Raw genomic sequence first — 26,833 nt, forward strand, 5'->3', positions numbered from 1 at the left:
CCAGGCGCTGCGCGATCAGATCGCCTCGCTCGACGCGATGCTCGCGTTGATGAAGCAGGAGCTGGACATGAACCTGCCGCTGCTGAAACAGGGCGACGTCAGCCGCGCCGACGTGCTGCGGCTGCAACGCAGTGTGTCCGATCTGCAATCGCAAAAGGTCAACGTCCGCAACAAGTACCTACAGGATCTTCAGACCGAATACGCCAAGACGGAGGAGGATCTGGTCACCGCGCGCGAGATCCTGGCGCAGCGCAGCGACATGCTGAAGGATACCGAGATCGTCGCGCCGGCCGACGGCATCGTCAAGAACATCCGCCTGACCACGCTGGGCGCGGTGCTGCGTCCCAGCGACGAGGTGCTCAGCGTCGTCCCGACCGGCGACACGCTGATCGTCGAGGCGAAGATGCCGCCGTCGGACATCGCCTATGTCCGCCTCGGCCAGCCGGCGTCGGTCAAGTTCGACGCCTATGATTCGTCGATCTACGGATCAGCGGTCGGCAAGGTCACCTATATCAGCGCCGACACGCTCAGCGAGCCGCGCGCGCAGGGTGAATTCGTCTATTACCGCGTCCATATCGCGATCGACACCCGCCGGATGAAGCCGCACCTGCCGGGCGAGAAGATCGAGATCCAGCCGGGCATGACCGCCACCGCGGAGATCCAGACCGGCCGCAACACCGTATGGCGCTACCTGACCAAGCCGCTGACCAAGACGTTCGGCGAGGCGATGACCGAGCGTTGAGGGCCGCCCATATTCTGATCGTCATCCCGGCGTAGACCGGGCTTCAGGGCAGCAAACGGCATCGCTCGTGACTCCGCATCCCGGCCTTCGCCGGGATGTCGGCCTGTCTCACTGGCGCGGAATTGCCCCGATCCCCTTTCGTGTCGAGCGAAAGGGGGGCGCCGGCAACCCACCGGCGACGGCTACGCCTCCGCCTCCCCCATCCGCCCGCGTGTCCACGCCAGCCACAACACGCCCAGCCCGACGGCGGTGCACAGCGCCAGCGCGGGCAGAGACGCTTCGGGGCCGAACCCGCCGCCGCTCAGCACCGCGTTCACCCCCGGCGCCGGGCTGTGCGCCAGCGGGCCGCCGGCAAAGCCGCCGCCGCCCGATACCGCCGCGCCCAGCAGCCAGCCCTGGGTGAAGTTCCACCCGGCGTGGACCCCGATCGACATCCACAGCCGCCCGGTCAGGATGTAAAAGGCGGCGAGCAATATCCCCGCCTCGAACGCGATGCAGATCGCCGCGAACAGTGTCGCGTTGGGATTGCCCAGGTGGAGCAGCCCGAACAGCGCCGCCGACACCGCCAGCGCGGTCCACACGCCGAACGCGCGCCACAGCAGCCGCAGGATGATCAGGCGGAACACGATCTCCTCGACCACGCCCGATTCGATCGATTCGGACAGCGCGCCGGCGATCGCGGTCACCGGCTGCGGCCGAAAGCTTCCCCAGCCGGTCGCCCACAGGATCACCCCGGTGCCGATCATCACCGCCGCGCCCACCGCCAGCCCGATCGCCAGTTCGGGCACCAACGCGCGCGGTGCCAGCTCGGACGGGCGCCGCGCCTCGCCCAGCCGCACCGCCGCGACATAGCTGGCGAACACCGCCGCCGCCGCCAGCACCAGCGCCGCCGCCTTGTAGATCGGAGGCAACAGCGCGGGATCGCGGACTGGGGTATGGTGGATCGCCGCGCCGATCAGGATCACCAGGCTGTTCGCGGCGATGAACGCGACCAGCATCAGCGCGATCAGCGCCATCATCCATCCCACCGCGCGCAGCCAGCGCAGCCTGCCTGGCCGCAGCACCCGCGCATCTCCCAGCTCGACCAGCCTGCCCATCGTCCGTCCCCTGCCCAGTGTCGTGGCAGGCTAACACGCTTCGCCCGCGCGGCAAGGGGGGCGGCCCCGGCGTGGCCAGGCCTCAGCCCCGCTGCGGATCGCCGGGATCGCCGGGATCGTCGCCCGCGCCGGCGTGGTGAAGGCCGGCGCCGATGCCACCGCCGACGCCCATCCCCATGCCGGCGCCCATGCCCATCCCGCCGCCGCCACCGCCGCGACCGCCACCGCCGCCTTTGCCGCCGCCCTGACGCGCATCGTCGGCGCCGCCCTTGCCGCGCCCGCCCGCGCCGCCGCCGCCGCCGCCCGGCCGGGTCGGCCCCTGCATCGGGATGGCGAGGTCGCCGGGCACCGGATCGAGATCGAGCGCCGCGCGGATGAAGTCGCGCAGCGCCACGACCAGATCATGGGTGTGCACCGGCCGCCCCTCGACCAGCGCGCGCGCCGCGCCTTCGGCCAGCCGGACGTGCGTTTCGGTGCCGAGCAGGATGATGTCGGACAGCGCCGCCTCCACCGCGTCGCGGATGCGGCGGCTGCGATCCGATCCCTCGCCGCCGTCACTCGGCGCGGTCGCGGCGCTGCCGCCCTCCGCCATCTCCGTACCGCGCCGCCGGATGTCGCGCAGGTGACTGGGATCGACCGCCAGATTGCCGGTGAACGATCCGCCCAGCACCTTGTACGCCGCGATCAGCACGCGCAGCCGCTCGTTGATCTGGCGGTTGGCGCGTTCGCGGCGCTGCTGGATCGTCATCATCGTCACCAGCCGGATGCCGACGCCGATCAGCGTCACCAGCACCAGCCCGAACAGCGTGAGCATCACGCTCTGCCACGAACTGAAATCGATATTGCGCATGGGCGGGAGCCTACCCCAGCGCCACCTCGCGCGCCACGCCGATTGCGTTCAGGAACGCGCGGTCGTGGCTGACCACCATCAGCGCGCCGTCGAACCCGGCCAGCGCCGCCTCCAGCACCTCGATCGATTCGACGTCGAGGTGGTTGGTCGGCTCGTCGAGCAGCAGCAGTTGCACCGGCGCCGTCCCGCCCAGCACGCACGCCAGCCCGGCGCGCAGCCGTTCCCCGCCGCTCAGCGTCCCCGCCAGCCGCAGCGCATCGCGATTGCGAAAGGCGAAGCGCGCCAGCACCGCATGGGCATCCCCGGCCGACACCTCCGGGTGGCGCTGCCGCAGATTGTCGACCAGCCCCAGCCGGTCGTCGAGCAATCGCACATGCTGGTCGAGCATCGCGAGCCGCCCCTCGGCGCACCGCACCGTCCCCGATGTCGGCGCCAGGCCGCCCATCGCCAGCCGCATCGCGCTGGTCTTACCCGCGCCGTTGGGGCCGGTCAGCGCCACCCGTTCCGGGCCGCGAATCGCGAACGACAGCGGCCCCAGCACGCGGCACCCGCCTTGCTCCAGCGTCACCGCATCGAACGCCAGCAGCTCGCGGCCGGGGGGTAGCCCGGTCGGCGGCAGCGCGATGGTCAGCGGTGTGACCCGCTCGACCGCCGCCTGCGCCTCCTCCAAACGCCCGGCGGCATCCATACGCGACCGTTCGGCCAGCCGCTCGCCGCGTCCGGCGCTGTTCTCCGCGCGCTCCGCCTGCCGCCCGAGCAGGATCTTCGGCGCGCTCCCCCCTGCGGCAAAGGCGCGTCCGGCGCGGTCGCGGCGCGCCTGCCGCTCGCGGCTCGCCTGGGCGGCGCGTTCGGTCTCGCGCACCGCGCCCGCCGCGCGGGCCAGCTCGGCCTCGGCGCGGTCGCGGTCGGCGTCACGCGCCGCGGCATAGGCCGACCAGCCGCCGCCAAACGATCGCGCGCCCAGCGCCGAAAGCGCGACGATCCGGTCGACCCGTTCCAGCAGCGCGCGATCGTGGCTGGCGACGATCACCCCGCCGCGCCAACCGGCGATCAGTTCTTCCACCGCCGCCCGCCCGGCGGCGTCGAGGTTGTTGGTCGGCTCGTCGAGCAGCAGCAGGTCGGGCGCCGCGACGTGCAGCCGCGCGATCGCCAGCCGCGCCCGCTCGCCGCCCGACAGGCTCGCCAGCGTCCGCTCGAGCGCGAGCCCGCCCAGCCCGACCGCCCCCAGCGCCGCGTCGATCCGCGCCTCCAGCGTCCAGTCGGTCTCGGCCAGATCGGTGGCGGAGCCATCGCCGGCCAGCACCCGCGCCAGCCGTGCGGTCGCCTCCGCCACACCCAGTCCCTCGGCGACGCGCCATCCCTCGGGCCAGTCCTGCGCCATCGTGCCGACCGTACCGGTGCGGATCACGCTGCCGCGCGCGGGCGCGGCGTCGCCGGCGGCGATCGCCAGCAACGTCGACTTGCCAGAGCCGTTGCGCCCGACCAGCCCGACGCGTTCGGCGCCGACGGCCAGCGTCAGATCGTCAAAGAGGGTGCGGCCGTCCGGCGTGACGGCGGCGATCGAATCGAGCGTAAGGAAGGCGGACATGGATCACCGTGGCAACGGAAGGATACGGGCGATGGGCGGCGTTCTTCCGGTTCATGATGACCTCCTCGAATGGAGCGCCTATGTGAGGGTCCAGCCATGCGCGCGCAAGTCACCCGTCCCCTCACCCCCGGCGAGATCGCGCTGGCGCGCACCATGTTCGGCGACGCGATCGACTATGCGCGCGCGGGGGTGGCCAATCGCAAATGGGCGTTCTTTCAGCCGCGCCGCGTGGCGATGGCGCCGACCGGGTGCATCCATTTCCACCCCGGAGGCGATCTCTACCATGACGACTTCGCCTGCGCCGATCTCGGCCATCAGGCGCTGTTCATTCATGAGATGACGCATGTCTGGCAATATCAGTCGGGCATCTACCTGCCGCTCAGGCGCCATCCGTTCTGCCGCTACGGCTATGCGATCCAGCCAGGCCGCCGCTTCGAGCGATACGGGCTGGAGCAGCAGGCGGAGATCGCCCGCCACGCCTTCCTCCTGCGGCACCACGCCATCGTCCCCGGCGCCCCGCCGCTGGCGCAGTATGAGACGATCCTGCCGTTCGTGAGCGAAATCTGATCAATCCCGCCCGTTGTCCCGGATGAAAGATGGGCGGGAATGGTTATCCGACCGACCAGCGAGCGCGTGCGGTCTGCCACGAATCAATCGGCTGGCCACTGCTGTCGCGCCCCGGAGCATACCTGCCGCGCTCCTCGAACTTTCGGCATGTCATCTCATCAATAGAGGCGACGTTCGAAGTCCACACCGGCTTACAATCGGCAACCCTGCCCTCGGGTGTGACTCGATAGACGATGGTGACGGCCCCCGACTTGTTTTGCCGCAGCGCCTCCTTCGGATAATCGGACGTGCGGACCCACGCACCTGGACTGGTGTTCGGCACCGGCTGTGTCGCGACAAGCGCCAGCTTGGCAGGGTCGATCCCCCATCGGCTGATCAGATCGTTCTGACAGGCCTTGAAGGCAGATGACACAGCCGGGGTCACCGTCACTGCGATGGCGAATTGGCGCTGGCCGATCTTGATGGTAGCCGTTTTTGAGGCGGCAAGCATGGCCATGACATCGCCCGAGGTGTCGGCCGAGATCGATATCAAGCGTTTGGTTACGTCATCGAGCCGACTGGTGAAGTATAGATCGATGCCGGGGCCGCCGGAATCCCCTTCGATCGCACCTTTCAGTACGGTGCTGCTCGGCCGGCCGGCCTTTGCAGACTGGGCGACGACGACAGACATCGTGGTGTTGAGGACCCCCGGCCGAAGCGCGACCGTGGTCAGTTGATCCCCTTCCCCGAAGTCCCGACCAATGACGCACAGCGATTCGGCATATGTCACCGTCCACTTTCCGCTAGGCTGGAGGGGGATCGCTGGCGCGTCCTGAGCCGCGGCAGGGGCAGCTACGATCGGCACCGCCAGCGCCGCGATCCATATTGCCCTCACCGTGCCACCTCCACCACCATCGCCGTGATCGCTGCTTCCGGCGCCCCGGAAAGCTGGATCAGATAGCGCCCCGGCGCCAGATCGAAATCCACCATTTTGCGGATACCGCTGCACGCCGGCCCGTGGCCATGGCCAACCGATGTCAGCACCGCGCCGTCGCGCACCAGGTCGATCCACGCCCCCGCGCCCAGCGCGACTCGATAGCGCCCCGCCGCCGCGACATCGAACGCCAGCACGCCGCCAAAGCCGCTCACCCGATCGGGCACCGGCGCAAAGTCCACCTGCGCGACCGGCAGCAGTGCCGCGCGCACCGCCCGCCCCGGCGCGATCGACCGCGCGCTCGCGCCACTCGCCGCACCGTTGACCGCGCCCGGCGTGCTCCACCCGGCAAGGTCCGCCGGCGGCGCGACGGTGCCCTGCGGGCAGGCCGCATCCTGCGCCATCGCCGGCGTCGCCGCCGTCAGCGCCGCCGCCACCGCCACCCACATCATCCGCATCCACGCCTCCTCCCGGCCAGCCCGCCTCAGTCGATCGACGCGAACCCCTCGCCCGCATAGTCGCTGAACCGGGTTATGCTCGGCTCGAACTTCAACGTCACCTTGCCCGTCGCGCCGTGGCGCTGCTTGGCGATGATCAGTTCGGCCAGCCCGAACACGCGCTCCATCTCCAGCATCCATTTGGAATGGTCATCGAAAATGCGCGCGTCGTCGCCTTCCTTCGGGCGCTTCGGCTCCTTCGCCGCGACGTAATAATCCTCGCGATAGACGAACCACACCATGTCGGCGTCCTGCTCGATCGATCCCGATTCGCGCAGGTCGGACAATTGCGGCCGCTTGTCCTCGCGCTGCTCGACCGCGCGGCTCAGCTGCGACAGCGCCAGCACCGGCACGTTCAAATCCTTCGCCAACGTCTTCAGCCCGCGCGAGATTTCGGAGATTTCCTGCACGCGATTCTCGTTCGATCCTCGCCCGCTGCCCGACAGGAGCTGGAGGTAATCGACCACCACCAGCCCGATCTCGTTGTTCTGGCGCCGCTGCAACCGCCGCACGCGGGTATGCAGCCCGCCGATTGACAGCCCGGCGGTGTCGTCGATGAACAGCGGCAAATTCTCCAGGTCGGCAGCGGCGTCGGCCAGCTGGTGGAACTCGGCCTTGCTGATCTTGCCCATGCGCAACGATTCGGAACTGATCCGCGCCTGTTCGGACAGGATGCGGGTGGCGAGCTGGTCCGCCGACATTTCCAGGCTGAAGAACGCGACCTTGGCGCCCGTGGACCGCCCCGGCTCGATTCCGATCCGCATGTCATCCATCCATCGCCGCGCGGTGTTGAACGCGATGTTGGTCGCCAGCGACGTCTTGCCCATGCCCGGCCGCCCGGCCAGGATCATCAAGTCCGAATGGTGCAGCCCGCCGGTACGCGCGTTGATCGATTCGAACCCGGTGGTGACCCCCGACAGCCCGCCGCCCGCATTCAGCGCCTTTTCCGCCAGCCGCACCGCCGCGGTCGTCGCCTGTGCGAACGTCTTGACCGCGCCGTCCGCCCCGCCCTCGGTCGCGACGTTGAACAGCGCCGATTCCGCCGCCTCGATCTGGGCGCGCGGGTTTACCTCCTCGCGCGTGTCCATCGCCCGGTCGACCAGCTCGCGCCCGACCGAGACCAGCGCGCGCAGCATCGCCAGGTCATAGATCTGCTGCGCGAACTGGCGCGCGCCGATCAGCCCCGCGCCGCTCCCGGTCAGCTTGGCGAGATAGGCCGGCCCGCCCAGCTCGCGCATCCCCTCGTCCGCCTCGAACATCGGCTTCAGCGTCACCGGGCTGGCGAGCTGGTCGGTCGAGCGCAGCTTGGCAATCGCGGAAAACACCCGACCGTGCAGCGGCTCGAAGAAATGCGCCGGCTCCAGCCGGTCGACGATGTCGTCGGCCAGGCGGTTGTCGATCATCATCGCGCCGAGCAGCGCGGCCTCCGCCTCGATGTTCTGCGGCAGTTGCGCGGGCGGTGCCGCGTCGTTGGCGTGGAGCAAAGTGGCCATGCCGCCCCCATCCCACCCCGCGGCGCGCTCCGCAACCGCCCGTGCGGCGTGCCGCCTGTGGAACACGGGGAGAGTTTGCGCGCGGCCCCGACTATCGTATTCGGAGCGCCATGGCCGATCCGCGCATCATCGACGTCCAGCTCGACGACCGCACCATCCTGTGGCGCTCCGCCGACGTCGAGCAGGAACGGCGAATCGCGATCTTCGACCTGCTGGAGGACAATCGATTCACGCCGCAACGGGTGCATGCCGACGGCTATGCCGGCCCGTACCGGATCAAGCTGAGCGTCGAGGAAGGGCGGCTGGCGATCGCGATCCACCGCGCCGACGACGCGCCTCTGGAGACGCTGGTGCTCGGGCTCGCCCGCTTCCGCCGGCCGATCAAGGATTATTTCGCGATCTGCGACAGCTATTACGCCGCGATCCGCAACGCCTCCCCCGCGCAGATCGAGACGATCGACATGGCCCGGCGCGGCATCCACAACGAAGCCGCCGAACTGCTGATCGAGCGGCTCGACGGCAAGATCGCGGTCGATTTCGATACCGCGCGGCGGCTGTTCACGCTGATCTGCGTGCTGCATATCCGCGGCTGATAGGACCACACCCCATGCCCGATATCGACGCCCCCGCGCTGATCGCCGCCGCCCGCGAGGCCGCGACGCGCGCCCACGCCCCCTATTCGCGCTTCGCGGTCGGCGCGGCGGTGCTGCTGACCGACGGCAGCGTCGTCACCGGCGCGAATTTCGAGAACGCCAGCTACGGCCTGTCGCTGTGCGCGGAGACGGTGGCGCTGGCGACGGTCAGCAGCGCCGGACGCCTGCGCGACGTGGCGGCGATCGCGGTGATCGGGGGCGTGATGGACGCGGCTGGGCGCCCGACCGGCACCGTTCCGGTCTCGCCGTGTGGCCGCTGTCGGCAGGTGATCAACGAAGCGGCGCAGCTCTCCGGCACGAACCTGCCGGTGATCTGCGGCGCGGCGGTAGGTGATGCGGCGACGCGCTACCTTCTGTCGGAATTGCTGCCCTCGGCGTTCGGGCCGGCAGATCTAGGCATGCTATAGGAGCGTCTCCGGGCTGGTTAAGGCCCGGGATGATGCTAGAAATTTGGTACAAGCTCCTCCAACATCCATGCGTGCCTACCGTAAGGAGGTTTCGTCCCTCGCGAGGCTCAACTGGATCGCCCGGATCATTGGCTTACCCGTTGCGCCGTTAGCAATCACTTCTCCCGACAGGAAAACGACCTGCTGCACGAAGCCAAGATGATCAGCGGGTGATGAATGCACGATACGATCATAGGCTCGCTCCACGGATTCATTTGCGGTCGCGAAACCTATTCCAGGGCAGTTCCGTCCCGACACCGATGCTCCGCATTCGATACAGTCCACACCTGAGTACGCCAAGAGGACCGCCGTTCCCTCGACCCTGTCGCCAATCGCAACGGACCAGCATCGATCCGCAGCTATCTGGACCGGTTTCGAGGAACAGGACGTAACCGCACTCGCGCTTACCGCCACCAGTAGCAATGATCGCATCGGGAGATCGTTGCATAGCCCCGCTATGGCCGCAACCTCCGGCAGCGCCGTGCCGTTCCACCACGCTGCGCCCCCTTGCCTAACCGCCGCGTTCCCGCGATGGCATGGTGCCGCGAAAGAGGAAGTTGATGACGATTCTCTCAGACATCTGGATCCGCGAACAGGCGACCGCCCACGGCATGATCGAGCCGTTCGTCGAGGCGCAGCGACGCGAGGGGTGCATCAGCTACGGCCTGTCGTCCTACGGCTATGACGCGCGCGTCGCCGACGAGTTCAAGATCTTCACCAACATCGACAGCGCGGTGGTCGATCCCAAGGATTTCTCCGCCAACAGCTTCGTCGACCGCAAGACCGACGTGTGCATCATCCCGCCCAACAGCTTCGCGCTGGCGCGGACTGTCGAATATTTCCGGGTGCCGCGCGACGTTCTGGTGATCTGCCTCGGCAAGTCGACCTATGCCCGCTGCGGGATCATCGTCAACGTGACGCCACTGGAGCCCGAGTGGGAGGGGCATGTCACGCTGGAATTCTCCAACACCACACCGCTGCCGGCCAAGATCTACGCCAATGAGGGCGCGTGCCAATTCCTGTTCCTCAAGGGCGACCAGCCGTGCGAGACCAGCTACGCCGATCGCGCCGGCAAATATATGGGACAGCGCGGAGTAACGCTCCCCCGGCTGTAGCGCCGCTCGGCCGCTCAGCGTTCTCGGAAACAACGATGCCATCTGCCGTCGCCCCGCCCGGGCGGGCACACCCGCCCCATGGCGCCGTCAGCCCACGGAAATTCTGCGCCTGCCCCCTCGAACGCGACCACGCTGCCCCGCCATTGGTGACCGCCTCGTCGACCGGCGTTCGCGCGCTTGCTCCTCCAACGCGAGCACGCCCGCACCCACCCGCCGTAGACACCGCTCGCGGCCGCCGCGCATCTTAGTGCGCGGGATCGTCCCGCACGGGCAGTGTGACCGCCGGACCAATCGGACGCACCGCCGGCGCGGTGTCTGTCATCGCCCCAGAACGCTGAAGAGGACGCCCTTCTCCTCTCCCGCGCGATACCCAGACATGCTCTGGCCACTCTGGCGCTGGCGGAAATGTCGCGGCCACCGACCAGAGGCTCAACCCGCCGATCTTTCCCATCATTCCGGCGACAGACGCGGGACGACGAACACCGCGCGACACCCCGTCATCGTGAGCGGGACCTAGCTTCCGGAGCCCGCCACGCGGACAGCGGCGAGTTTCGGCCGGGCCAAAGCCGCCACACGAAGCTCGACAGTTCCGATGCCCCGCGCGCTCCGCCCCAACGCCCCCCGGCCGCCCGGACTTCGCGCGCCAGCCGCCCCGCATCCCGACCCGCACGCCGCTGGTCACGCGCCCCACCCCCGGCCCCAAGCCCGTCCCGAGAACGCAAAACGCCCGCGCACAGGGCGCGGGCGTCAATGGTCGGTGGGGCGCCCGGAGAGCGCCCGCTAAGGGTTCAATTGCCGGCGACGCGGGCTCCCCGCTCGATCCGGCGGAGGCCGGTTTCGGCGATGGCGTGGGCGCTCGCGGTCCGGTCGGCCGACAGGTCCATCAGCACGTCATCATGGGCCAGCACCTGGCGATACAGCACGGCGGCGTCGCTCGCACGGTCGGTCCGGGCATAGAGCGCGGCCAGGTTGAGCAGAATTTCGGGACGATCGGGAAAGATGCGGCGCTCGGCGATCAGGCGGCGCTCGGCATGGGAATAGTCACCCTGCGCGATCGCCTGCGCGGCGACGGGGTCGGTGCGGGTCTGCGCCGGCGCCGTCTGTGCCACGGCGGCCAGCGACGCCACAAGGATGACGGATGCGACCTTGTTCATTCAGCGTTCCTCTCTTTGTTACGTTTGCATGTCATTTTTATGACACCTGTGTTGCAATACGCTTTCGAGAGGCGCGTGGCAAAAGAAAAGGGCGGCCGAAGCCGCCCTTTCCCGTGTTCCTATCGCGTCCGGCCTGCCCGAAACCGGGCCGGCCGCCGTGCGTCAGAAGTCGCCGCGATACTGTTCGTTGCCGACGAAACCGAGCTTGGTCACGTTCGCGCGCTTGATGATCGCCAGGATCTGATCGACCTTTTCATAGCGCGCCGCCGCGTCGGGCTGGAAGTGGAGTTCCGGCTCCGGGCTCATCGCCTTGGTCCGCTCCAGATACTGCGACAGCGTGACGTCGTCGATCGGGGTGCCGTTCCAGAACACGCCGCCGGCGGCGTCGATCGAAACCTTGTTCTTGTCCGGTTCGATCGGCGGCTTCGGCGCATCCGAATTCTGCGGCAGATCGACCTTCACGGCGTGCGTCTGCACCGGGATCGTGATGATGAACATGATGAGGAGAACGAGCATGACGTCGATCAACGGCGTCGTGTTCATCTCCATCATCGGCTGGCCATCGTCGCGGCCACCACTCATTGCCATTTCAAATCACTCCTTGAGTGTGCAGCCGATCAGCGATCGCGCGTCTGGACGCCGCCGGGCGGAGGCTCGGAAATAAAGCCGACCTTCGCGAAGCCCGCCATCTGCATCGTGTAGACCGTGCCGCCGATGCAGCGGTAGGGCGTGTTGACGTCGCCGCGGATGTGAACCTCGGGGATATCGTCAGCGGTCAGGTTGCTGCCGAGCCGGTCGACGACGCCCTTGAGCTTCGCCACCGCCTTTTCAAGCAGCTCCTCGTGGTTGACCTTGGTCATGTTCCACGAGACTTCGCACTGCCCGTCAACCGCGCGCACCGAAAGCGCCACGTTCTCCGGCTTGGTCGTGGTCGGCTCGAACGTCACCTTGGGCAGCTCGAGTTTGACCGTCTGGATCACGACCGGAACCGCGATCAGGAAGATGATGAGGAGCACCAGCATCACGTCGACGAGCGGCGTGGTGTTGATGTCCGACATCGGAGTGGAGTCGTCGGCCGAACCGCCGCCTGTGCTCATCGCCATTGCGAGCTTATCCTATCCTCACTTGCCGTCTGCCGGGCGGCGGTGTGCCGCCGGGCTTGCGGCCGGCCGGGTGCCCGATGGGGCGCGCCGGCCGGCCGATTGCCTTAGGCCTTGGGCGCCGTGGTGCCCGTCGCCGGAGCCGGCTTGGCCGGAGCGGCGGGGCGCGTGGCGACCGCCGGCTTCACCGCGCCGTTGGAGGCGAGGAAACCCAGCACGTCGTTCGAGAACGCCGACAGGTCTTCCGAGATGCCCTTGTTGCGACGCTGCAGCCAGTTGTAGGCGAGCACCGCCGGAACGGCGACGGCCAGACCGAGCGCGGTCATGATGAGCGCCTCACCGACCGGGCCGGCGACCGCGTCGATCGATGCCTGACCGGCGGCGCCGATCTTGATCAGCGCGCGGTAGATGCCGATAACCGTACCGAACAGACCGATGAACGGCGCGGTCGCGCCGACGGTCGCCAGGAACGCCAGGCCGCCGGCGAGCTTCGAGTTGATCGCAGCTTCCGAACGGGCGAGCGAGCCGTGCAACCAGTCATGCGCCTCGACCGGATCGGTCAGGCGGCTGTGCTGCTCCTGCGCGGCCAGGCCGTCGTCGACGATCTGGCGATAGGCCGAGTTCTTCTCGAGCTTGGCAGCGCCTTCACGCAGGCTGGTCGTGCTCCAGAAGCTCGACCGGACGCGCTTCGCCTGGTTGATGATCTTCTGCTGCTCGAACAGCTTGGTGAACATGATGTAGAAGCTGACGACCGACATCAGCACCAGGATGCCGAAGACGGTCTGGGCGATAATGCCGCCCTGCTCGAGCGCGGCCATCAGGCCATACGGATTTTCGCCGCCGTGAGCCGCACCTGCGGCAAGGATGGTGGTCAGCATTGCTCGGTCTTTCCCTCTAGACGATTTGATTCACATGAAAATTCGGCGCCCCGGGCCCGTGCCCGGCGGCGCCGATAGCCCAGTTATTCTTCCAGCCGCCAGCGGACGCCAGGAATGGTGGCGGTCGACGGGACGGGATTCCCCGCATCGTCCTGCGCCGGCTTGTAGCGACCACGCCGCTTGGCGAGGCTGCAGGTGGTGCTGTCGAGCTCGGCATTGCCGCTCGACGAGGTCACGCGGCAATCCGAAACGCGGCCGGTCGCATCGATGGTGAGCGAGACGGTGACGCGACCTTCGGCCCCCGCACGGCGCGCACCGGCGGGATAATCGTCGTTCGAGAACCACGAACCGGGGTTGCCGCGCGGACTCGCGTTGGCGGCAAGCTTCGGCGGCGGCGGCGGCGGCGCCGGCGGCGCCACCGGCGGCGCGGCGACCGGAGCCGGCGCATAGACCGGCGGCGGTGTCGCGACCGAGGTGATCGTCACCGGAGCCGGGGTGTTGGTCTGCACGATCGGCGGCGGTGTCACCACCGGCGGCGGCTGCATCGGCTGGTCCGGCGGCGGCGGCGGCGGTGGCACCTCCTCCGGCGGGGGTGGTGGCTCCTCGACCTCAAAGGTCTTCAGATTTTCCTGTGCCTTCTTGATATATTGATAGGCGAGGCCCGTCACGAAGGCATATCCGAGCGCGACGTGGATCAGCGCGACGATAATCAGCGCGACCACACGATTTCCGCTCATATTCCGGTCAGCGTAAGCCATTCAGCAACGAAACTCCCTCATGACTGACAATGGCAAGCCCGGCCGATGCCGTCGCCCACCTTCTGCCTTGTGCTGTTATATCCTGCGGCAGCGCCCGAGTCTCTATCGTGGCCCCAGGGATGACGCAAACGCTTTGTCGGACGCGGATACCTTACCGGCGTCAAAAGACAGAATTATTTCTACAACAATCCAGCGCGATCGCGTAACCCGAAAGCCATGAACTACCCCCTCCGCATGACACCCATCGCGATCGCGATGTTTGCCACAATTGCCCCATGTTCGGCACAAACCGCACAAACCGTGGCGGAATCTGGGCAGAACCTGCCCTCATACGCCGCCATCGCCGACCGCCTGCTGGCGTCCCCGGTGGTGATCGATGCGATTGTCCGCGATGCCACGCGCCTCAAAGGCGCCGACGTCGCGAGTGTCGAACCGGGGCGGATCAGATACTATATACAGGCCGATGTCCAGTCCTTGATTCGCGGCCCTGCGCAAATGCCGGCGCGGATCAGCTATCTGGTCGACGTTCCCGCCGATTCCCGGGGCAAGCCGCCCAAGTTGAAAAAGGCGCGCGTGCTGCTGTTTGCGCGCACCGTCGCGGGCCGGGCGGGCGAAATACAGCTGACCTCGCTCAACGGCCAGCAATTCTGGTCGGAACCGCTCGAATCGCGGATTCGCGGCATCGCGCGCGAACTGGTCGCGCCCGATGCGCCCCCGGCGATCACCGGCATCGGCAACGCCTTTCACGTCGCGGGCACGCTGCCGGGTGAGGGCGAAACCCAGATTTTCCTGACCACCGCCGATCAGCGGCCGGTGTCGCTCAACGTGCTGCGCCGGCCGGGCGAACAACCGCGCTGGGCGGTGGCGCTGTCGGAAATCCTCGATGAAGCCGCCGCACCGCCGGCGCGCGACACGCTGTTGTGGTACAGGCTGGCATGCGGGTTGCCACAGTCGCTGCCCGATCGCACGCTGGCGTCGCTGGCCGACGCGGACGCGACGATCGCACGGCAGGACTACGCCTTCGTGCTCCGGGCGCTGGGACCCTGCACTCGCTAGGGCATTTTCCGGCCGGACGGGAGCGTCCGCCCGGAAAATACGGAAAACAAACGAAACAGTTCGTCATTGCGAGCGGCGAAGCCGCGCGGCAATCCAGCGTTCCGTGCGCTGCCTTGGATTGCTTCGCCCGGAACGCGCCGGGCCTCCCACTGACGATCGCTAGGGCTACGCCCCAACTTCGGCACTACGAGCGACACCCGACGGTTCGCCGCTGCCGCGCGCGCGTTGCCGATTCGTTCGCGCCGGCTCAGCGGCCGAGGTGGACGAAATCGCGTTGATAGCTGCGCAGGTGCGCGCCGGCGTCGACATAGACCACCTGTCCGGTGACCGACCTCGCCTGCGCCAGCCACGCCACCGCGTCGGCGACGTCCTCGGGCGCGGGCAGGTGCGCCAGCGGCATCATCGCCGCCAGCCGGTCGAGCTGCGCCGCGCCATAGTCCGGGGTCGGGATCGTCAGCCCCGGCGCGACGCCGTTGACCCGCGTGCGCGGCGCCAGCGCGACGGCCAGCGTCCGCGTCACCTCTGCCAGCGCCTGTTTCGACAGGGTGTAGGCGAGCTGGTCGACCGGCGGCTGGGCGATTCGCTGGTCGAGGATGTTGATCACCGCCGCCGCCCCCGCCGCCGATACGCGTGTCGCCAGCGCATAGGGTGCGACACAGTTGACGCGCAGGTGCGCGGCCAGATCCTCATATCCGCCGCCCTCCCCCGGCCGCGCGCCGTCCAACGCCTCGAATCGCGATGCGCTGTTGACCAGCAGGGCAACCGGGCGGCCGAAATGCGCCGCCACCTGTTCGGGCAGCGCCTCCACCGCGGCCGAATCGGCAAGGTCGGCGGCAAAGACATGGTGTTCGACCGCGGCGATTCTCGCGCCCAGCCACGGTTCCGGCTCGGGATCGTGGCCGGTGTGGAGCGCCAGGTCGTACCCCGCCTCCGCCAGCCGCGCGGCGATATGCGCGCCCAGCCGCCGGCAGCTTCCGGTGACGAGCGCGAGCGGCCGCATCAGCGGCGATGCCTCACCAGCGTGATGCCGATCGATTCGCCGTGTTCGGCGATCGCCAGCTTGATGATCTTCACCGCCACCCGGCGCACGCGCCCGTCCTGCAGCATCAGCGTCTCGATGATATGGTCGGCGATGCCCTCGACCAGCTTGAAATGCACGCCCTCGGGCAGCGCGGTGGTCACCGCCTCGCGCAGGTCGATATAGCTTTTGGAGGCCGACAGCGGCGTATCCGGCGCGAAATGCGCGGGACAATCGAGATCGACGTCGAGCGAGACGCGGATCGGCTGCGGCAGGTGGGTCTCTTCGGAATAGATGCCGGTGAGCACCTGCACTTCGAGATCGTGGACCTGAAGGGTGAGGCTGTCGTTCATGGTCCGCCGCCGATAGCAGATCGGCGCGCGCACGAAAGCCTTGCGCTCGACACGATCACGGCTACAGCGCGCGGCGCTTATGACCATCGTCCCCCTCGCCACCGTCGCGCCCGCCGACGTCGAATCGCTGCTCGACCGCGCGTTCGGGCCCGATCGCCACGCGCGCACCGCCTATCGCGTTCGCGCCGGGCTGGCGGCGATCCCGGCCCTCAGCTTCGCCATGCTGGGCGACGACGGCGCATTGATCGCCAGCATCCAGTGCTGGCCCGTCGCGCTGGCTTGCGCCGACGGCGGACGCGTGCCGATGGTGATGGTCGGCCCGATCGCGGTCGAACCGGCGATCCAGCGCGCCGGGCTGGGGCAACAGATCACCCGCCACATGCTCGCCGCCGCCGATGCCGGCGCGGTCGCCGGCGGGATTCCCGGCGCCGATCGGCTGATGCTGGTCGGCGACCCCGAATATTATGCGCGTTTCTTCGGCTTCTCGGCGGAACATACCGCGCGATGGTCGCTGCCCGGCCCGTGGGAGCCCCGCCGCCTGCTCGCACGCGGCGCCGACCTGCCCGATTGCGACGGGATGGTGGAGGGGCGGGCGGTCGCCTGATCTCCCCGCCCCAAAACCATTGTCCTCCGCCGCCGCGCTTCGCTAGAGCGGCCGGACGATGCCGATGACTCCCCTGCCCGACCTCGCATCGCTCAGCCTCGCCGAGATCGCGGCGCTGGCCGCCGAGCAGAAACTGCCGCCGGTCGAAGGCTGGAACCCGACCCACTGCGGCGACAGCGAGATGCGGATCGCGCGTGACGGCACCTGGTATCATCAGGGGTCGCCGATCGGGCGGCAGGCGATGGTGCGGCTGTTTTCCACCATCCTGCGGCGCGAGGAGGATGGCGGCTATATGCTGGTGACCCCCGTCGAGAAGCTCGACATCGCCGTCGACGACGCCCCGTTCGTCGCGGTCGAGCTGCGCGCGGAGGGCGGGCGGCTGACCTTTCGCCTCAACACCGGCGACCTCGTCACCGCCGGGCCGGATCATCCGTTGCGCTTCGCCGAGGATGGCGACGGCCCGCGCCCCTATCTCCACGTGCGCGGCGGGCTGGAGGCGCTGATCGCGCGGCCGGTCTATTACGAGCTGGTCGAGATCGCGCTGGCCGGAAACGCCGATCCCGTCGGGCTGACCAGCGACGGCGCCTTCTTTGCGCTGGAGCCGGCATGACACTCGTCGAACGGCTCACCGCGGCACTCGACGCCGGCAATCGCGGCCGCCCTGAATTGCTGAGCGGCGACCTGCACGCGCTCGAACTCGACGACGCTCCCCTCACGGCGGAGGCGGCGGTGCTGATCGCGGTGACCGATCGCGCCGCACCCGGCGTGATCCTCACCCAGCGCAACGCCAATCTGCGCCGCCATCCCGGCCAGGTCGCCTTTCCCGGCGGCCGGATCGATCCCGGCGATGCCGATGCGGTGGCGGCGGCGCTGCGCGAGGCGGAGGAGGAGATTGCCCTGCCCCCCGCCGCCGTCACCGTGATCGGCGCGGTCGACCGCTATCGTACCGTCACCGGCTATGAGGTGACGCCGGTGCTCGGCGTGATTGCGCCCGACCTCACCCTGGTCGCGGCGGAGGCGGAGGTCGCCGACGTGTTCGAGGTGCCGCTCGCCTTCGTGCTCGATCCCGCCAACCAGCGCCGCACCAGCCATATATGGGAGGGGCGCGAGCGGCATTATTACCAGATCGACTGGAACGACCGCCGCATCTGGGGCGCGACCGCGGCGATGTTCGTCAATCTGTCGCGGCGGCTGGTCTGGTGAGCGTCACCCTGCCCGATGCCGAATGGCGCCGCCGCGCCGGGCTCGACCGGCTCGGCGCGGCGCTGGGCGCGGGCGACAGCATGGCCCGCTTCGTCGGCGGCGCGGTGCGCGACACGCTGCTCGGGCTGCCGGTCGCCGACGTCGACATCGCCACCCGCCACGCACCCGAAACGGTGATCGACCTGTTGCAGGCCGCGCGGATCAAGGCGGTGCCGACCGGCATCGCCCACGGCACTGTCACCGCGGTGACCGAGGGCGGACCGGTCGAGGTGACGACACTACGCCGCGACCTGTCGACCGACGGGCGCCACGCGGTCGTCGCCTTCACCGACGATTGGCGGGAGGATGCGGCGCGGCGCGATTTCACGATGAACGCGCTCTATGCAGATCCGGCGACCGGGGAGATCTTCGACTATTTCGACGGGCTGGCCGATCTGGCGGAACGGCGGGTGCGCTTCATCGGCGATCCGCTGCAACGCATCGCCGAGGATCATCTGCGTATCCTGCGGTTCTTCCGCTTCCTCGCGCGGTTCGGCGATGCCCCCGATCCGGCGGGGCTCGACGCCTGTACCGCGCGCGCCAACGACCTGATGGCGCTGTCACGCGAACGCATCCGTGATGAGCTGCTCAAGCTGCTGATCGCGCGTGATGCGGTGGCGGTGGTGCGGCTGATGCTCGACCGCGCGATCCTGAAGCCGGTGCTGCCCGAGATCGCCTCCGCCGAGCGGCTTGCGGCACTGGCTGCGCGGGAGGCAGCGACCGACACCGCGCCCGATCCGTTCCGCCGGCTGGTCGCGCTGCTGCCGGCCGACGCGGTGGATGAGGTCGGCGCGCGGCTCAAGCTGTCCAATGCCGAACGCAAGCGCATCGCCGTCGCCGCGCAGCCAGCGGGCGCGGCCTCCGGGCGCGAACTGGGCTATCGGCTGGGGATCGCCGGTGCGATCGATCGGCTGCTGCTGTCCGATCGCCCGGAGGGTGACGTGACCGCGCTGGCCGGCTGGACCCCGCCCGCGCTGCCGATCACCGGCGGCGCGCTGGTCGAACGTGGGCTGCGCAAGGGCCCCGACGTCGCTCGAGTGCTGCGCGAGATCGAGGATCGCTGGATCGCCGAGGGGTTTCCCGACGCGATTCGTGTCGGCGCGATCGCCGACGAAGCGGTGGCTCAGGCGCTGCGCTCGACCAGCAGCGCATAGGCGGCGTCCTTCTCGATCGGCCGCGAATAGAGATAGCCCTGGCCGTAGGAACAGCCGAGTGCCGCCAGAGTCTGCGCCAGCTCGCTCGTCTCGATCCCCTCGGCGGTGGTCCGCATCCCCAGCGCCTGCGCCAGGCTCAGGATCGCGCGGACGATCGCCACCTTGTCGCGATCGGCCAACATGCCGGTGACGAAGCTGCGGTCGATCTTGAGCACGTCGATCGGCAGCTTTTGCAGATAGGCCAGGTTGGAATAGCCGGTGCCGAAATCGTCCATCGCCAGCGTGGTGCCCAGCCCCTTCAGCGCGTGCATCGTCGCGGCGATTCGATCGGGATCGGACACGATCGCGCTCTCGGTCAATTCCAGCGTCAGCCGGTCGGCGCCGATACCGGCGGCGCTCACCGCGTCCTGTACCAGCGCGGCGATATGGTCGCGCTGGAGCTGGATCGCCGACAGGTTGACCGCGATATTGGCGCCGCAATCGCCGCCGGCGACGCGATCCCATTCGGCCAGCGTGCGCGCCGCCTCACTCATCGCCCAGCGGCCCAGCGGCACGATCAACCCGCTTTCCTCCGCCACCGGAATGAAATCGGACGGCTCGACCTCGGTGCCGTCGTCCAGCGTCCATCGCGCCAGCGATTCGAACGACACGATCCGGCCGCTGGCCAGGTCGCAGATCGGCTGGAAGTTCAGCCGCATCGCGCCATTCTCGACCGCGCGGCGCAGTTCGGTCTCGATGCCGAACTGGGTGCGGACGATGTCGAACACCGAATCCTGATAGACCTCGGCCAGCCCGGTCCGTTTCGACCGCTTCACCGCGAACTGGGCGTGGCGGATCAGATCCTCGGGCTCCGCCAGCTCGTCGTGGCCGATGGCGATGCCGATCGAACAGTCGACGCGAATCTCGAAATCGGACAGGCGGAACGGGGTCGACAGCGCCGCCTCGATTCGCCGCGCGACCTGCATCGCATCGCAGGCCCCGTCGTCGACCTGCACCAGAATGCCGAATTCGTCGCCGCCGATCCGCGCCAGCATGTCGCCGCCGCGCAGCGCGCCCTTGATCCGCCGCGCGACGGAGATCAGCAATTCGTCGCCGGCCAGCGACCCCATGCAGGCGTTGACCCGGCTGAACCGGTCAAGGTTGACGATCATCACCGCATAACCGGTGCGGGTCTCGTCGGTGATACGGCGTTCCAGCTCGTCGCCAAAGCCACCGCGATTGGGCAGCCCGGTCAGGCTGTCGGACAGCATCTCGCGGCGCAGACTGGTATGGGTCCGCTGTTCGCCGGTCTGGTCGACCAGCGTGACCAGGCACCGGTCGCCCGCGCTCGCGTCGGGGCGCCGCGCGATCATCACCCGGAAATGCCGCGCATCGATCGCCTCGCCGATTTGCCACGGGAATTCGACATTCGCCTCGTCGCAATCGAGGAACTGCGCGATGCGCCCGCCCAGCAGCCGGATGATCGGCGAATGCTCGGGCGTGCTGCCCAGCCCTGCCTGGCGAAACGCGCGGTTGGTGGCCTCAAAGATCAGCGCGTCGTTGCAGCGGCTCACCGCGACCGCCGGAATGGGAAGAAGGTCGACCAGCCGGGCGATCCGCGCCGGGTCCATCGGGCGCTCGACGACGTCGGCCACGTCATCACGCGCCGGTGCAATGGACATGACAGGGCGCGCCTTGCGGAAAACCATTGCGCCGACGCTATCGGCGATGTGTTAAGACAGGCTGAAAGCAGGGTCGGTTTTCGTAACGATCAGAAGCGGTTGTCGCGGGGGAAGCCGTTGGGTGGCGTCCGCCCCGCCGCGCCGCGCGCCGCGCGCCATGGTCCCAGATCGGTCTCGGTCCGCGTCCGGCCAGCTTCGCCGCCCATCGCCCAGCTCAGCCCGGCGGCGTAGCGGAAGGTAGTGACGTCGGACAGATGCCCCTCGCGATACCGCTGGAGCTGCACCCCCTGACCGCGCGCCATTTCCGCCACCTCGCTGATCGGGAACACCAGCATCCGCCGGTTGTCGCCGACCACCGCGACATAATCGTCCTCGGCGCCGATCGGGCGGACGATGCGCAGCTTCGCGCCCAGTCGCGGCGTCACCACCGTCTTGCCCTTGCGCGTTTCGGCGACGGTATCGGCGGCGCGGACGATAAAGCCGCGGCCGTCGCTGGCAGCGACCAGCAGCTTCTCGGAGCGCGACACCGGCAGCATCGCGACGATCTCGCCGTCGATGTCGGTCATCAGCCGCACCGGCTCGCCGAAACCGCGCCCACCCGGCAGCTTGTCCGCCGCCAGCGTATAGAATCGCCCGCCGTCGGCGGCGACCAGCAGCTTGTCGGTGGTCTGCGCGTGAAAGGCGATGAACGGCCCGTCGCCCTCGCGGAACTTGAGCGTCTCGGCGCTGGCCAGCTCGACATGGCCCTTCATCGCGCGGATCCAGCCGCGCTGCGACAGGATCACCGTGATCGGCTCGCGCTCGATCATCGCCTCCAGCGGGATCTCGCGCGCGGGCGCGGCCTCCTCCACGGCGGTGCGGCGCGCGCCCAGCGCGGTTTCCGGGCCGTAGCGGTCGCGGATCTTGCCCAGGTCGCGCTTCATCCGCGTGCGCTGGCGCGCGTCGGACGACAGCAGCAGTTCCAACTCGCCGCGTTCCTTGTCGAGCTTGTCGCGCTCGCCGCGAATCTGCATCTCCTCCAGCCGGCGCAGGCTGCGCAGCCGCATGTTGAGGATCGCCTCCGCCTGCCGGTCATTCAGCGCGAATTCGGCGATCATCACCGGTTTGGGCTCGTCCTCGGTGCGGATGATCTCGATCACCCGGTCGAGGTTGAGGTAGGCGATCAGATAGCCGTCGAGCAGTTCGATGCGGTCGGCGATCTTGCCCAGCCGGTGCTCCGATCGCCGGCGCAGCACGACAAAGCCATGCTCGACCCACGCGCTCAGCGCCTCGCTCAGGCTCATCACCCGCGGCGTACGCTGGTGATCGAGCACGTTGAGGTTGAGCGGCACCCGCACTTCCAGGTCGGACAGGCGATACAGGCTGTGGACCAGGTCCTGGTCGGCGACGGTGCGGCTGCGCGGCTCGATGACGATGCGCACGGCTTCGTCCGATTCATCGCGCACGTCGCCCAGGATCGGCAGCTTCTTGTCGTTGATCAGCGCGGCGATGCCCTCGATCAGCTTGCCCTTCTGCACGCCATAGGGAATCTCGGACACCACCAGGTGCCACCCGCCGCCCTTTTCGTTCACCCGCTCGATTTTGGCGCGCACGCGAAACCCGCCGCGCCCGGTGGCATAGGCTTCCGCGATCGCCGCCGGGCTGTCGACGACGACGCCGCCGGTCGGGAAATCCGGCCCTTTCACATGATCGAGCACGTTCGCCTGCGGGTTATCGATCAGGGCGATCGCGGCGTCGATCAGTTCAGCGGCGTTGTGCGGCGGGATGCTGGTCGCCATGCCCACCGCGATCCCCTGCGCGCCGTTGGCCAGCAGGTTGGGGAACAGCCCGGGAAACAGCTCGGGCTCCTGCTCCTCGCCGTTATACGTCAGCTTATAGTCGGTGGCGTCCTCGTCCAGCCCGTCCATCAGGTCGATCGCGACCTGGGTCAGCCGTGCCTCGGTATAGCGATAGGCGGCGGCGTTATCGCCGTCGATGTTGCCGAAATTGCCCTGCCCATCGACCAGCGGATAGCGGAGGGAAAAGGTCTGGGCGAGGCGGACCATCGCGTCATAGACCGACTGGTCGCCGTGCGGATGGTATTTGCCGATCACGTCGCCGACGACGCGCGCACACTTCTTGTAGCCCTGGTCGGGATCGAGCCGCAGCAGCCGCATCGCCCACAGCAGCCGGCGATGGACCGGCTTCAACCCATCGCGGACGTCGGGCAGCGACCGCGCGGTGATCGTCGACATCGCATAGACGAGGTAACGCTCCGACAGCGCGGAATCGAACGGAGCATCGGTGATCGGATCGACGGGTGCGGAAGCCATGGGGTGCGGGCGTTAGCAGGCGCGGGCACGCGATGCCAATGGGCGTCGCGCCGCTGTGGCCGCCACCCGCCGGATCATCGCCGCGCGGCTTCGCCGCGCCGCCGTCATGCCGCGCCGTTCAGGCCGGGCGCGACGACGGTGTCGGGAAAGCCCTGCCGCCCCAGTTCCGCCAGCAGCCATTCGCGAAACCGCCGGATCTTGGCGACGCCGCGCCGATGCTCGGGATAGACCAGCCAATAGGCGAAGCCGCGCGTCGAAAGCTGGTCGAACAGCCGCACCAGCCGCCCCTCCGCCACGTCGTTGCGCCAGAAGAACGGGGTCAGCATCGCCACGCCCTGCCCCGCCATCGCCGCATTGCCCTCATGCGCCTGCGAATCGAGCCGGACGCCGGGGCGCGGCGGGCCGTCCGCCACCTCCACCCCCGCCTCACGCAGCCACACGCTCCACCAGGCGTCGTGAGGGCTGATCAGCGGCAGCCGCAACAGATCGCGTGGCTCGATCCGGCCGCCGTGCCGGGCGAGGAAATCGGGGCTGCACATCGGCGTGAAATCGACCTTGACCAGCAAATCCGCCGCCAGCCCTTCCCACCCCCCACGCCCGGCGCGGATCGCGACGTCGACGTCCTCGGCGGCGAAATCGGTGATCAGGTCGCTGGTCTCCAGCCGCACCGCCATTTCGGGATGCCGCAACTGGAACCCGCCCAGCCGCCACGCCAGCCAGGTGTTGGCAAAGGTGTTGGAGGTGGCGATGGTCAGCAGCGCCTGGTCCTCCGCCCGAATGCCGGCAAAGGCGGCGTCGAGCGCGTCGAACGCGCGAGTCACCTGCGGGATCGCACCGCGGCCCGCGTCGGTCAGCACCACGCGCCGCTTTTCCCGACGGAACAGCGCGACGCCCAGCCGCTCCTCCAGCAGCTTGATCTGATAGCTGACCGCCGCCTGGGTCATGCCCAGTTCCTGCGCGGCACTGGTGAAATTCTCATGCCGGGCGGCAGCCTCAAACACGCGGACGGCGGCGAGCGGCGGGATCTGGCGCATCGGCTATCTATAAGCCCCGCTTATCATTTCCGTCCAACGATTTGTTGGCGCCCCGGCCGCGATCGACGCACAAGGGCGCTACGTTCTTCGCTCGTGAAAAAACAAAGGAGTACAGATCATGCGTGACCACGTCCTGCACTCTGGTCGGGCCAATCCGGGCCGCCGTTTCATCGGCGGCGCCATCCATAAGCTGCTCCAGCAGACCTGGGAAGGCATCGAACGCCTGACCGCCTATCAATATGCCGCACCGTGGCGTCGCGTCGCAGCGACCGCCAAACGCGGCAACTGACCCCCCCGACGGGCGGTGCGAGGCCTCCCCTTCGCGCCGCCCGCCACCCCGTCGATTCCACTCGCTTGGGGCGCCGACCCGCCCGCCTTTCGCGCCGCGCCGTCGCCGGCTAGCCTCGCGGCATGACCGCCCATCTGACCTGGCCCGATCTCACCCGCCGGCCACGCCCCGATCCCGACGCGACCGTCACCTATGGCCCCGATTCGATGCACCGCGTCGACGTGTGGCGCCCGGACGGCGCCGGCCCCTTTCCCACCGTGCTAATGGTCCATGGCGGCTGCTGGACCACCGCGATCGCCGATCGCAAGCTGATGAACTGGGTCGCCGATGACCTGCGCCGCCACGGCATCGCGGTGTGGAACATCGATTATCGCGGGGTCGATCGCGCCGGCGGGGGCTATCCCGGCACCTTCGCCGACGCCGCGCTGGCGGCCGACCGGCTCGCCACCGATGCCGCCGCGTTCGGTCTCGATCCGCGCCGGCTGGTCGCGGTCGGGCACAGCGCGGGCGCCCATCTCGCGCTGTGGCTGGCGGCACGGCATCGCCTGCCGGCGGGCAGCGCGCTCGCCACCACCGATCCGCTGCGGATCGATCACGTCGTCAGCCTCGGCGGCCTGCCCGATCTGGAGGCGACCGCCGCGCGCCCCGACAATGGCTGCGGCACCGACGTGATCGGCCGGCTGGTCGGCCGGCCCGGCCCCGGCCGCGCCGATGTCTACGCCGATACCTCGATCCCCCGCCTCCTGCCCCTCGGCGTGTCGCAGGACGTCGTTGGCGGCGTGCAGGACCGCATCGTCCCAGCAGACATGGTCCGCGACTATGCCACGCGCGCCACCGCCGCCGGCGACGCGGTCCGCCTGACGATGATCGAGAACACCGGCCACGTCGAACTGGTCACCCCCGATTCGGCGGCGTGGTCGCACACCCGCGCCCTGATCCGCGCCGCGCTGGGGAATGCCCGGTAACCGGGCGAAACCGCACGCTGGCCGAAACGCTCGCCGCTCACCGGCGCCCCCGATCGCCAGCCTGATTGATTGCGCGCGCGCCATCCCGTATAGGCGCGCCCTTCCCCGCCCCGGTCCGCGCGAGTCCCGTGCCGGCCGGGGCTGCTCTTTTTCCAAGGGAACGCCGCCGATGGCTCGCCGCCGCCAGATCTACGAGGGCAAGGCCAAGATCCTGTACGAGGGTCCTGAGCCGGGTACGCTGATCCAGTATTTCAAGGACGACGCGACCGCGTTCAATGCCCAGAAAAAGGGCACGATCAGCGGCAAGGGCGTGCTCAACAACCGCATTTCCGAGCATGTCTTCACCCTGCTCGGCAACATCGGTGTGCCGACCCATTTCATCCGCCGCCTCAACATGCGCGAGCAGTTGATCCGCCAGGTCGAGATCGTGCCGATCGAGGTGGTCGTCCGCAACGTCGCCGCCGGCTCGCTGTCGAAGCGGCTGGGCATCGAGGAAGGCCAGCAGCTTCCCCGCACGATCATCGAATATTGTCTGAAGGACGATGCGCTGGGCGATCCGATCGTCAGCGACGAGCACATCCTGTGCTTCGGCTGGGCCAGCCAGGAAGAGCTGCACGATATCGCCGACCTGTCGATCCGGGTGAACGATTTCCTGTCGGGCCTGTTCGCCGGCATCGGCATCCGCCTGGTCGACTTCAAGCTCGAGTTCGGGCGGATCTGGGACAATGACTACGGCCGGATCATCCTGGCGGATGAGATCAGCCCGGACAATTGCCGGCTGTGGGACATGGCGACCAACGAAAAGCTCGACAAGGACCGGTTCCGCCGCGACCTGGGCGGCGAGGTCGAGGCCTATCAGGAAGTCGCGCGCCGGCTGGGCCTGATGCAGGAGGATGCCGATTCGGCGGTGCTCGACCTCGAATCGCATCGCAAGCGCCGGGGCAAATAGGCGCGGCTCGCCGCATTTCGGAAAGGGCGTTTAGAGCGTCTTAACCCTGTCCGGCTACCCCTCTGCCCGACCCTTGCGGGACGAGACAGAGGAATTTCGGACATGCGTAGCTTGGCCCTGATCGCGGCGTTGCCGCTGCTGGCATTGACGGCATGCGGCGGCGCGTCCGGTCCGCAGACCGCCGGCGGCATCGCGCCGCCCACCGGCGGCGGCACGGGCACCGGTGGCACCGGCGGCGGAATCGGCGGCGGCACGCCCACCCCGACGCCCACCCCCGGCCAGGCCAGCTTCCTCGACGTCGCCACCGAAACCACCTTTCAGGCGATCGGCGGCTTCCAGTCCTAT

At 68.7% G+C, this 26,833-nt stretch carries 30 protein-coding genes; 14 read left to right on the plus strand and 16 right to left on the minus strand.

Features of this window, described 5'->3' with window-relative positions; all coding sequences use genetic code 11:
* A partial coding sequence (locus VNR91_RS09905; RefSeq protein ID WP_325490600.1) for an HlyD family efflux transporter periplasmic adaptor subunit occupies positions 1–742 on the plus strand: 742 nt, incomplete at its 5' end.
* 182 nt (positions 743–924) lie between these two features.
* On the opposite strand, the gene VNR91_RS09910 is transcribed toward VNR91_RS09905, so the two are convergent.
* From VNR91_RS09910 to VNR91_RS09920, 3 genes are all read right to left on the minus strand, one after another.
* Positions 925–1,839: a CPBP family intramembrane glutamic endopeptidase gene (locus tag VNR91_RS09910; RefSeq protein ID WP_325490601.1), complete on the minus strand. Its 915-nt coding sequence runs from the start codon at positions 1,837–1,839 to the stop codon at positions 925–927.
* An 82-nt stretch (positions 1,840–1,921) separates the two neighbouring features.
* Positions 1,922–2,689 carry a hypothetical protein gene (locus tag VNR91_RS09915; protein WP_325490602.1) on the minus strand — a complete coding sequence of 256 codons (768 nt, stop codon included), beginning with the start codon at positions 2,687–2,689 and terminating at the stop codon, positions 1,922–1,924.
* Between the two features lie 10 nt (positions 2,690–2,699).
* A complete protein-coding gene (locus tag VNR91_RS09920; RefSeq protein ID WP_325490603.1) occupies positions 2,700–4,277 on the minus strand; it encodes an ABC-F family ATP-binding cassette domain-containing protein in 1,578 nt (525 codons plus the stop codon).
* Between the two features lie 96 nt (positions 4,278–4,373).
* Here VNR91_RS09920 and VNR91_RS09925 point away from each other — a divergent pair, with 96 nt between their 5' ends.
* Positions 4,374–4,844, plus strand: a complete 471-nt coding sequence (locus VNR91_RS09925) for a vgr related protein (RefSeq protein ID WP_325490604.1) — start codon at positions 4,374–4,376, stop codon at positions 4,842–4,844.
* A 43-nt stretch (positions 4,845–4,887) separates the two neighbouring features.
* Here the strand turns inward: VNR91_RS09925 and VNR91_RS09930 are convergent, their stop codons facing one another.
* From VNR91_RS09930 to VNR91_RS09940, 3 genes are read right to left on the minus strand one after another with little or no spacing between them, the layout of a single operon-like run.
* A complete protein-coding gene (locus VNR91_RS09930; RefSeq protein WP_325490605.1) occupies positions 4,888–5,718 on the minus strand; it encodes an energy transducer TonB in 831 nt (276 codons plus the stop codon).
* Positions 5,715–6,215 (minus strand): homogentisate 1,2-dioxygenase, encoded by a 501-nt coding sequence (locus VNR91_RS09935; protein WP_325490606.1) that lies wholly within the window; start codon positions 6,213–6,215, stop codon positions 5,715–5,717. Before VNR91_RS09935 ends, VNR91_RS09930 begins: the two co-directional genes overlap by 4 nt.
* 26 nt (positions 6,216–6,241) lie before the next feature.
* Positions 6,242–7,747 (minus strand): replicative DNA helicase, encoded by a 1,506-nt coding sequence (locus tag VNR91_RS09940; RefSeq protein ID WP_325490607.1) that lies wholly within the window; start codon positions 7,745–7,747, stop codon positions 6,242–6,244.
* Between the two features lie 110 nt (positions 7,748–7,857).
* On the opposite strand from VNR91_RS09940, the gene VNR91_RS09945 reads away from it, so the two are divergent.
* The 3 genes from VNR91_RS09945 to dcd all read left to right on the plus strand — a co-directional run bounded on the left by VNR91_RS09945 (position 7,858) and on the right by dcd (position 9,961).
* Complete coding sequence (locus VNR91_RS09945; RefSeq protein ID WP_325490608.1) at positions 7,858–8,340, plus strand: UPF0262 family protein; 483 nt, start codon at positions 7,858–7,860, stop codon at positions 8,338–8,340.
* Positions 8,341–8,354: 14 nt separating this feature from the next.
* On the plus strand, positions 8,355–8,807 hold the full coding sequence (locus VNR91_RS09950; RefSeq protein WP_325490609.1) for a cytidine deaminase: 453 nt from the start codon (positions 8,355–8,357) through the stop codon (positions 8,805–8,807).
* Between the two features lie 599 nt (positions 8,808–9,406).
* A complete protein-coding gene (gene dcd / locus VNR91_RS09955; RefSeq protein ID WP_325490610.1) occupies positions 9,407–9,961 on the plus strand; it encodes a dCTP deaminase in 555 nt (184 codons plus the stop codon).
* A 788-nt stretch (positions 9,962–10,749) separates the two neighbouring features.
* On the opposite strand, the gene VNR91_RS09960 is transcribed toward dcd, so the two are convergent.
* The 5 genes from VNR91_RS09960 to VNR91_RS09980 form a co-directional block, all read right to left on the minus strand.
* The gene (locus VNR91_RS09960; protein ID WP_325490611.1) at positions 10,750–11,115 is read right to left on the minus strand and encodes a tetratricopeptide repeat protein; all 366 of its coding nucleotides are present in this window, start codon (positions 11,113–11,115) and stop codon (positions 10,750–10,752) included.
* A gap of 162 nt (positions 11,116–11,277) precedes the next feature.
* Complete coding sequence (locus VNR91_RS09965; RefSeq protein WP_325490612.1) at positions 11,278–11,703, minus strand: biopolymer transporter ExbD; 426 nt, start codon at positions 11,701–11,703, stop codon at positions 11,278–11,280.
* 29 nt (positions 11,704–11,732) lie between these two features.
* On the minus strand, positions 11,733–12,218 hold the full coding sequence (locus VNR91_RS09970; RefSeq protein ID WP_325490613.1) for a biopolymer transporter ExbD: 486 nt from the start codon (positions 12,216–12,218) through the stop codon (positions 11,733–11,735).
* 104 nt (positions 12,219–12,322) lie between these two features.
* The gene (locus tag VNR91_RS09975; RefSeq protein WP_325490614.1) at positions 12,323–13,093 is read right to left on the minus strand and encodes a MotA/TolQ/ExbB proton channel family protein; all 771 of its coding nucleotides are present in this window, start codon (positions 13,091–13,093) and stop codon (positions 12,323–12,325) included.
* 83 nt (positions 13,094–13,176) lie between these two features.
* Positions 13,177–13,851 (minus strand): energy transducer TonB, encoded by a 675-nt coding sequence (locus tag VNR91_RS09980; protein WP_414712401.1) that lies wholly within the window; start codon positions 13,849–13,851, stop codon positions 13,177–13,179.
* 495 nt (positions 13,852–14,346) lie between these two features.
* Between VNR91_RS09980 and VNR91_RS09985 the strand changes: the two genes are divergently transcribed.
* Positions 14,347–14,907: a hypothetical protein gene (locus VNR91_RS09985; RefSeq protein ID WP_325490616.1), complete on the plus strand. Its 561-nt coding sequence runs from the start codon at positions 14,347–14,349 to the stop codon at positions 14,905–14,907.
* A 247-nt stretch (positions 14,908–15,154) separates the two neighbouring features.
* Here VNR91_RS09985 and VNR91_RS09990 read toward each other — a convergent pair whose 3' ends face one another.
* Positions 15,155–15,907, minus strand: a complete 753-nt coding sequence (locus tag VNR91_RS09990) for an SDR family oxidoreductase (protein ID WP_325490617.1) — start codon at positions 15,905–15,907, stop codon at positions 15,155–15,157.
* Positions 15,907–16,278, minus strand: coding sequence for a dihydroneopterin aldolase (locus tag VNR91_RS09995; RefSeq protein ID WP_325490618.1), 372 nt, complete (start codon positions 16,276–16,278; stop codon positions 15,907–15,909). The genes VNR91_RS09990 and VNR91_RS09995 overlap by 1 nt, the downstream gene beginning before the upstream one ends.
* A 79-nt stretch (positions 16,279–16,357) precedes the next feature.
* Here VNR91_RS09995 and VNR91_RS10000 point away from each other — a divergent pair, with 79 nt between their 5' ends.
* From VNR91_RS10000 to VNR91_RS10015, 4 genes are read left to right on the plus strand one after another with little or no spacing between them, the layout of a single operon-like run.
* Positions 16,358–16,882 carry an N-acetyltransferase gene (locus VNR91_RS10000; protein WP_325490619.1) on the plus strand — a complete coding sequence of 175 codons (525 nt, stop codon included), beginning with the start codon at positions 16,358–16,360 and terminating at the stop codon, positions 16,880–16,882.
* A 58-nt stretch (positions 16,883–16,940) separates the two neighbouring features.
* Positions 16,941–17,492 (plus strand): DUF1285 domain-containing protein, encoded by a 552-nt coding sequence (locus VNR91_RS10005; RefSeq protein ID WP_325490620.1) that lies wholly within the window; start codon positions 16,941–16,943, stop codon positions 17,490–17,492.
* Positions 17,489–18,085 (plus strand): CoA pyrophosphatase, encoded by a 597-nt coding sequence (locus tag VNR91_RS10010; protein WP_325490621.1) that lies wholly within the window; start codon positions 17,489–17,491, stop codon positions 18,083–18,085. The genes VNR91_RS10005 and VNR91_RS10010 overlap by 4 nt, the downstream gene beginning before the upstream one ends.
* The gene (locus tag VNR91_RS10015) at positions 18,082–19,278 is read left to right on the plus strand and encodes a CCA tRNA nucleotidyltransferase (RefSeq protein WP_414712402.1); all 1,197 of its coding nucleotides are present in this window, start codon (positions 18,082–18,084) and stop codon (positions 19,276–19,278) included. The genes VNR91_RS10010 and VNR91_RS10015 overlap by 4 nt, the downstream gene beginning before the upstream one ends.
* Here the strand turns inward: VNR91_RS10015 and VNR91_RS10020 are convergent.
* The 3 genes from VNR91_RS10020 to gcvA all read right to left on the minus strand — a co-directional run bounded on the left by VNR91_RS10020 (position 19,248) and on the right by gcvA (position 24,285).
* Positions 19,248–20,888 carry a bifunctional diguanylate cyclase/phosphodiesterase gene (locus VNR91_RS10020; protein ID WP_325490629.1) on the minus strand — a complete coding sequence of 547 codons (1,641 nt, stop codon included), beginning with the start codon at positions 20,886–20,888 and terminating at the stop codon, positions 19,248–19,250. The genes VNR91_RS10015 and VNR91_RS10020 overlap by 31 nt on opposite strands.
* 140 nt (positions 20,889–21,028) lie before the next feature.
* On the minus strand, positions 21,029–23,251 hold the full coding sequence (gene parC / locus VNR91_RS10025; RefSeq protein ID WP_325490622.1) for a DNA topoisomerase IV subunit A: 2,223 nt from the start codon (positions 23,249–23,251) through the stop codon (positions 21,029–21,031).
* A 104-nt stretch (positions 23,252–23,355) separates the two neighbouring features.
* Positions 23,356–24,285: a transcriptional regulator GcvA gene (gcvA, locus tag VNR91_RS10030; RefSeq protein ID WP_325490623.1), complete on the minus strand. Its 930-nt coding sequence runs from the start codon at positions 24,283–24,285 to the stop codon at positions 23,356–23,358.
* A gap of 118 nt (positions 24,286–24,403) precedes the next feature.
* Between gcvA and VNR91_RS10035 the strand changes: the two genes are divergently transcribed.
* The 4 genes from VNR91_RS10035 to VNR91_RS10050 form a co-directional block, all read left to right on the plus strand.
* Positions 24,404–24,574 carry a hypothetical protein gene (locus VNR91_RS10035; RefSeq protein WP_325490624.1) on the plus strand — a complete coding sequence of 57 codons (171 nt, stop codon included), beginning with the start codon at positions 24,404–24,406 and terminating at the stop codon, positions 24,572–24,574.
* A gap of 122 nt (positions 24,575–24,696) precedes the next feature.
* On the plus strand, positions 24,697–25,539 hold the full coding sequence (locus VNR91_RS10040; RefSeq protein ID WP_325490625.1) for an alpha/beta hydrolase: 843 nt from the start codon (positions 24,697–24,699) through the stop codon (positions 25,537–25,539).
* A gap of 169 nt (positions 25,540–25,708) precedes the next feature.
* Complete coding sequence (purC, locus tag VNR91_RS10045; RefSeq protein ID WP_325490626.1) at positions 25,709–26,488, plus strand: phosphoribosylaminoimidazolesuccinocarboxamide synthase; 780 nt, start codon at positions 25,709–25,711, stop codon at positions 26,486–26,488.
* A 102-nt stretch (positions 26,489–26,590) separates the two neighbouring features.
* Positions 26,591–26,833: hypothetical protein (locus VNR91_RS10050; protein WP_325490627.1), on the plus strand; the 243-nt coding region annotated here is incomplete at its 3' end.

Origin of the sequence: Sphingomonas sp., from assembly GCF_035555815.1 — a bacterium.
Lineage (GTDB): Bacteria > Pseudomonadota > Alphaproteobacteria > Sphingomonadales > Sphingomonadaceae > Sphingomonas.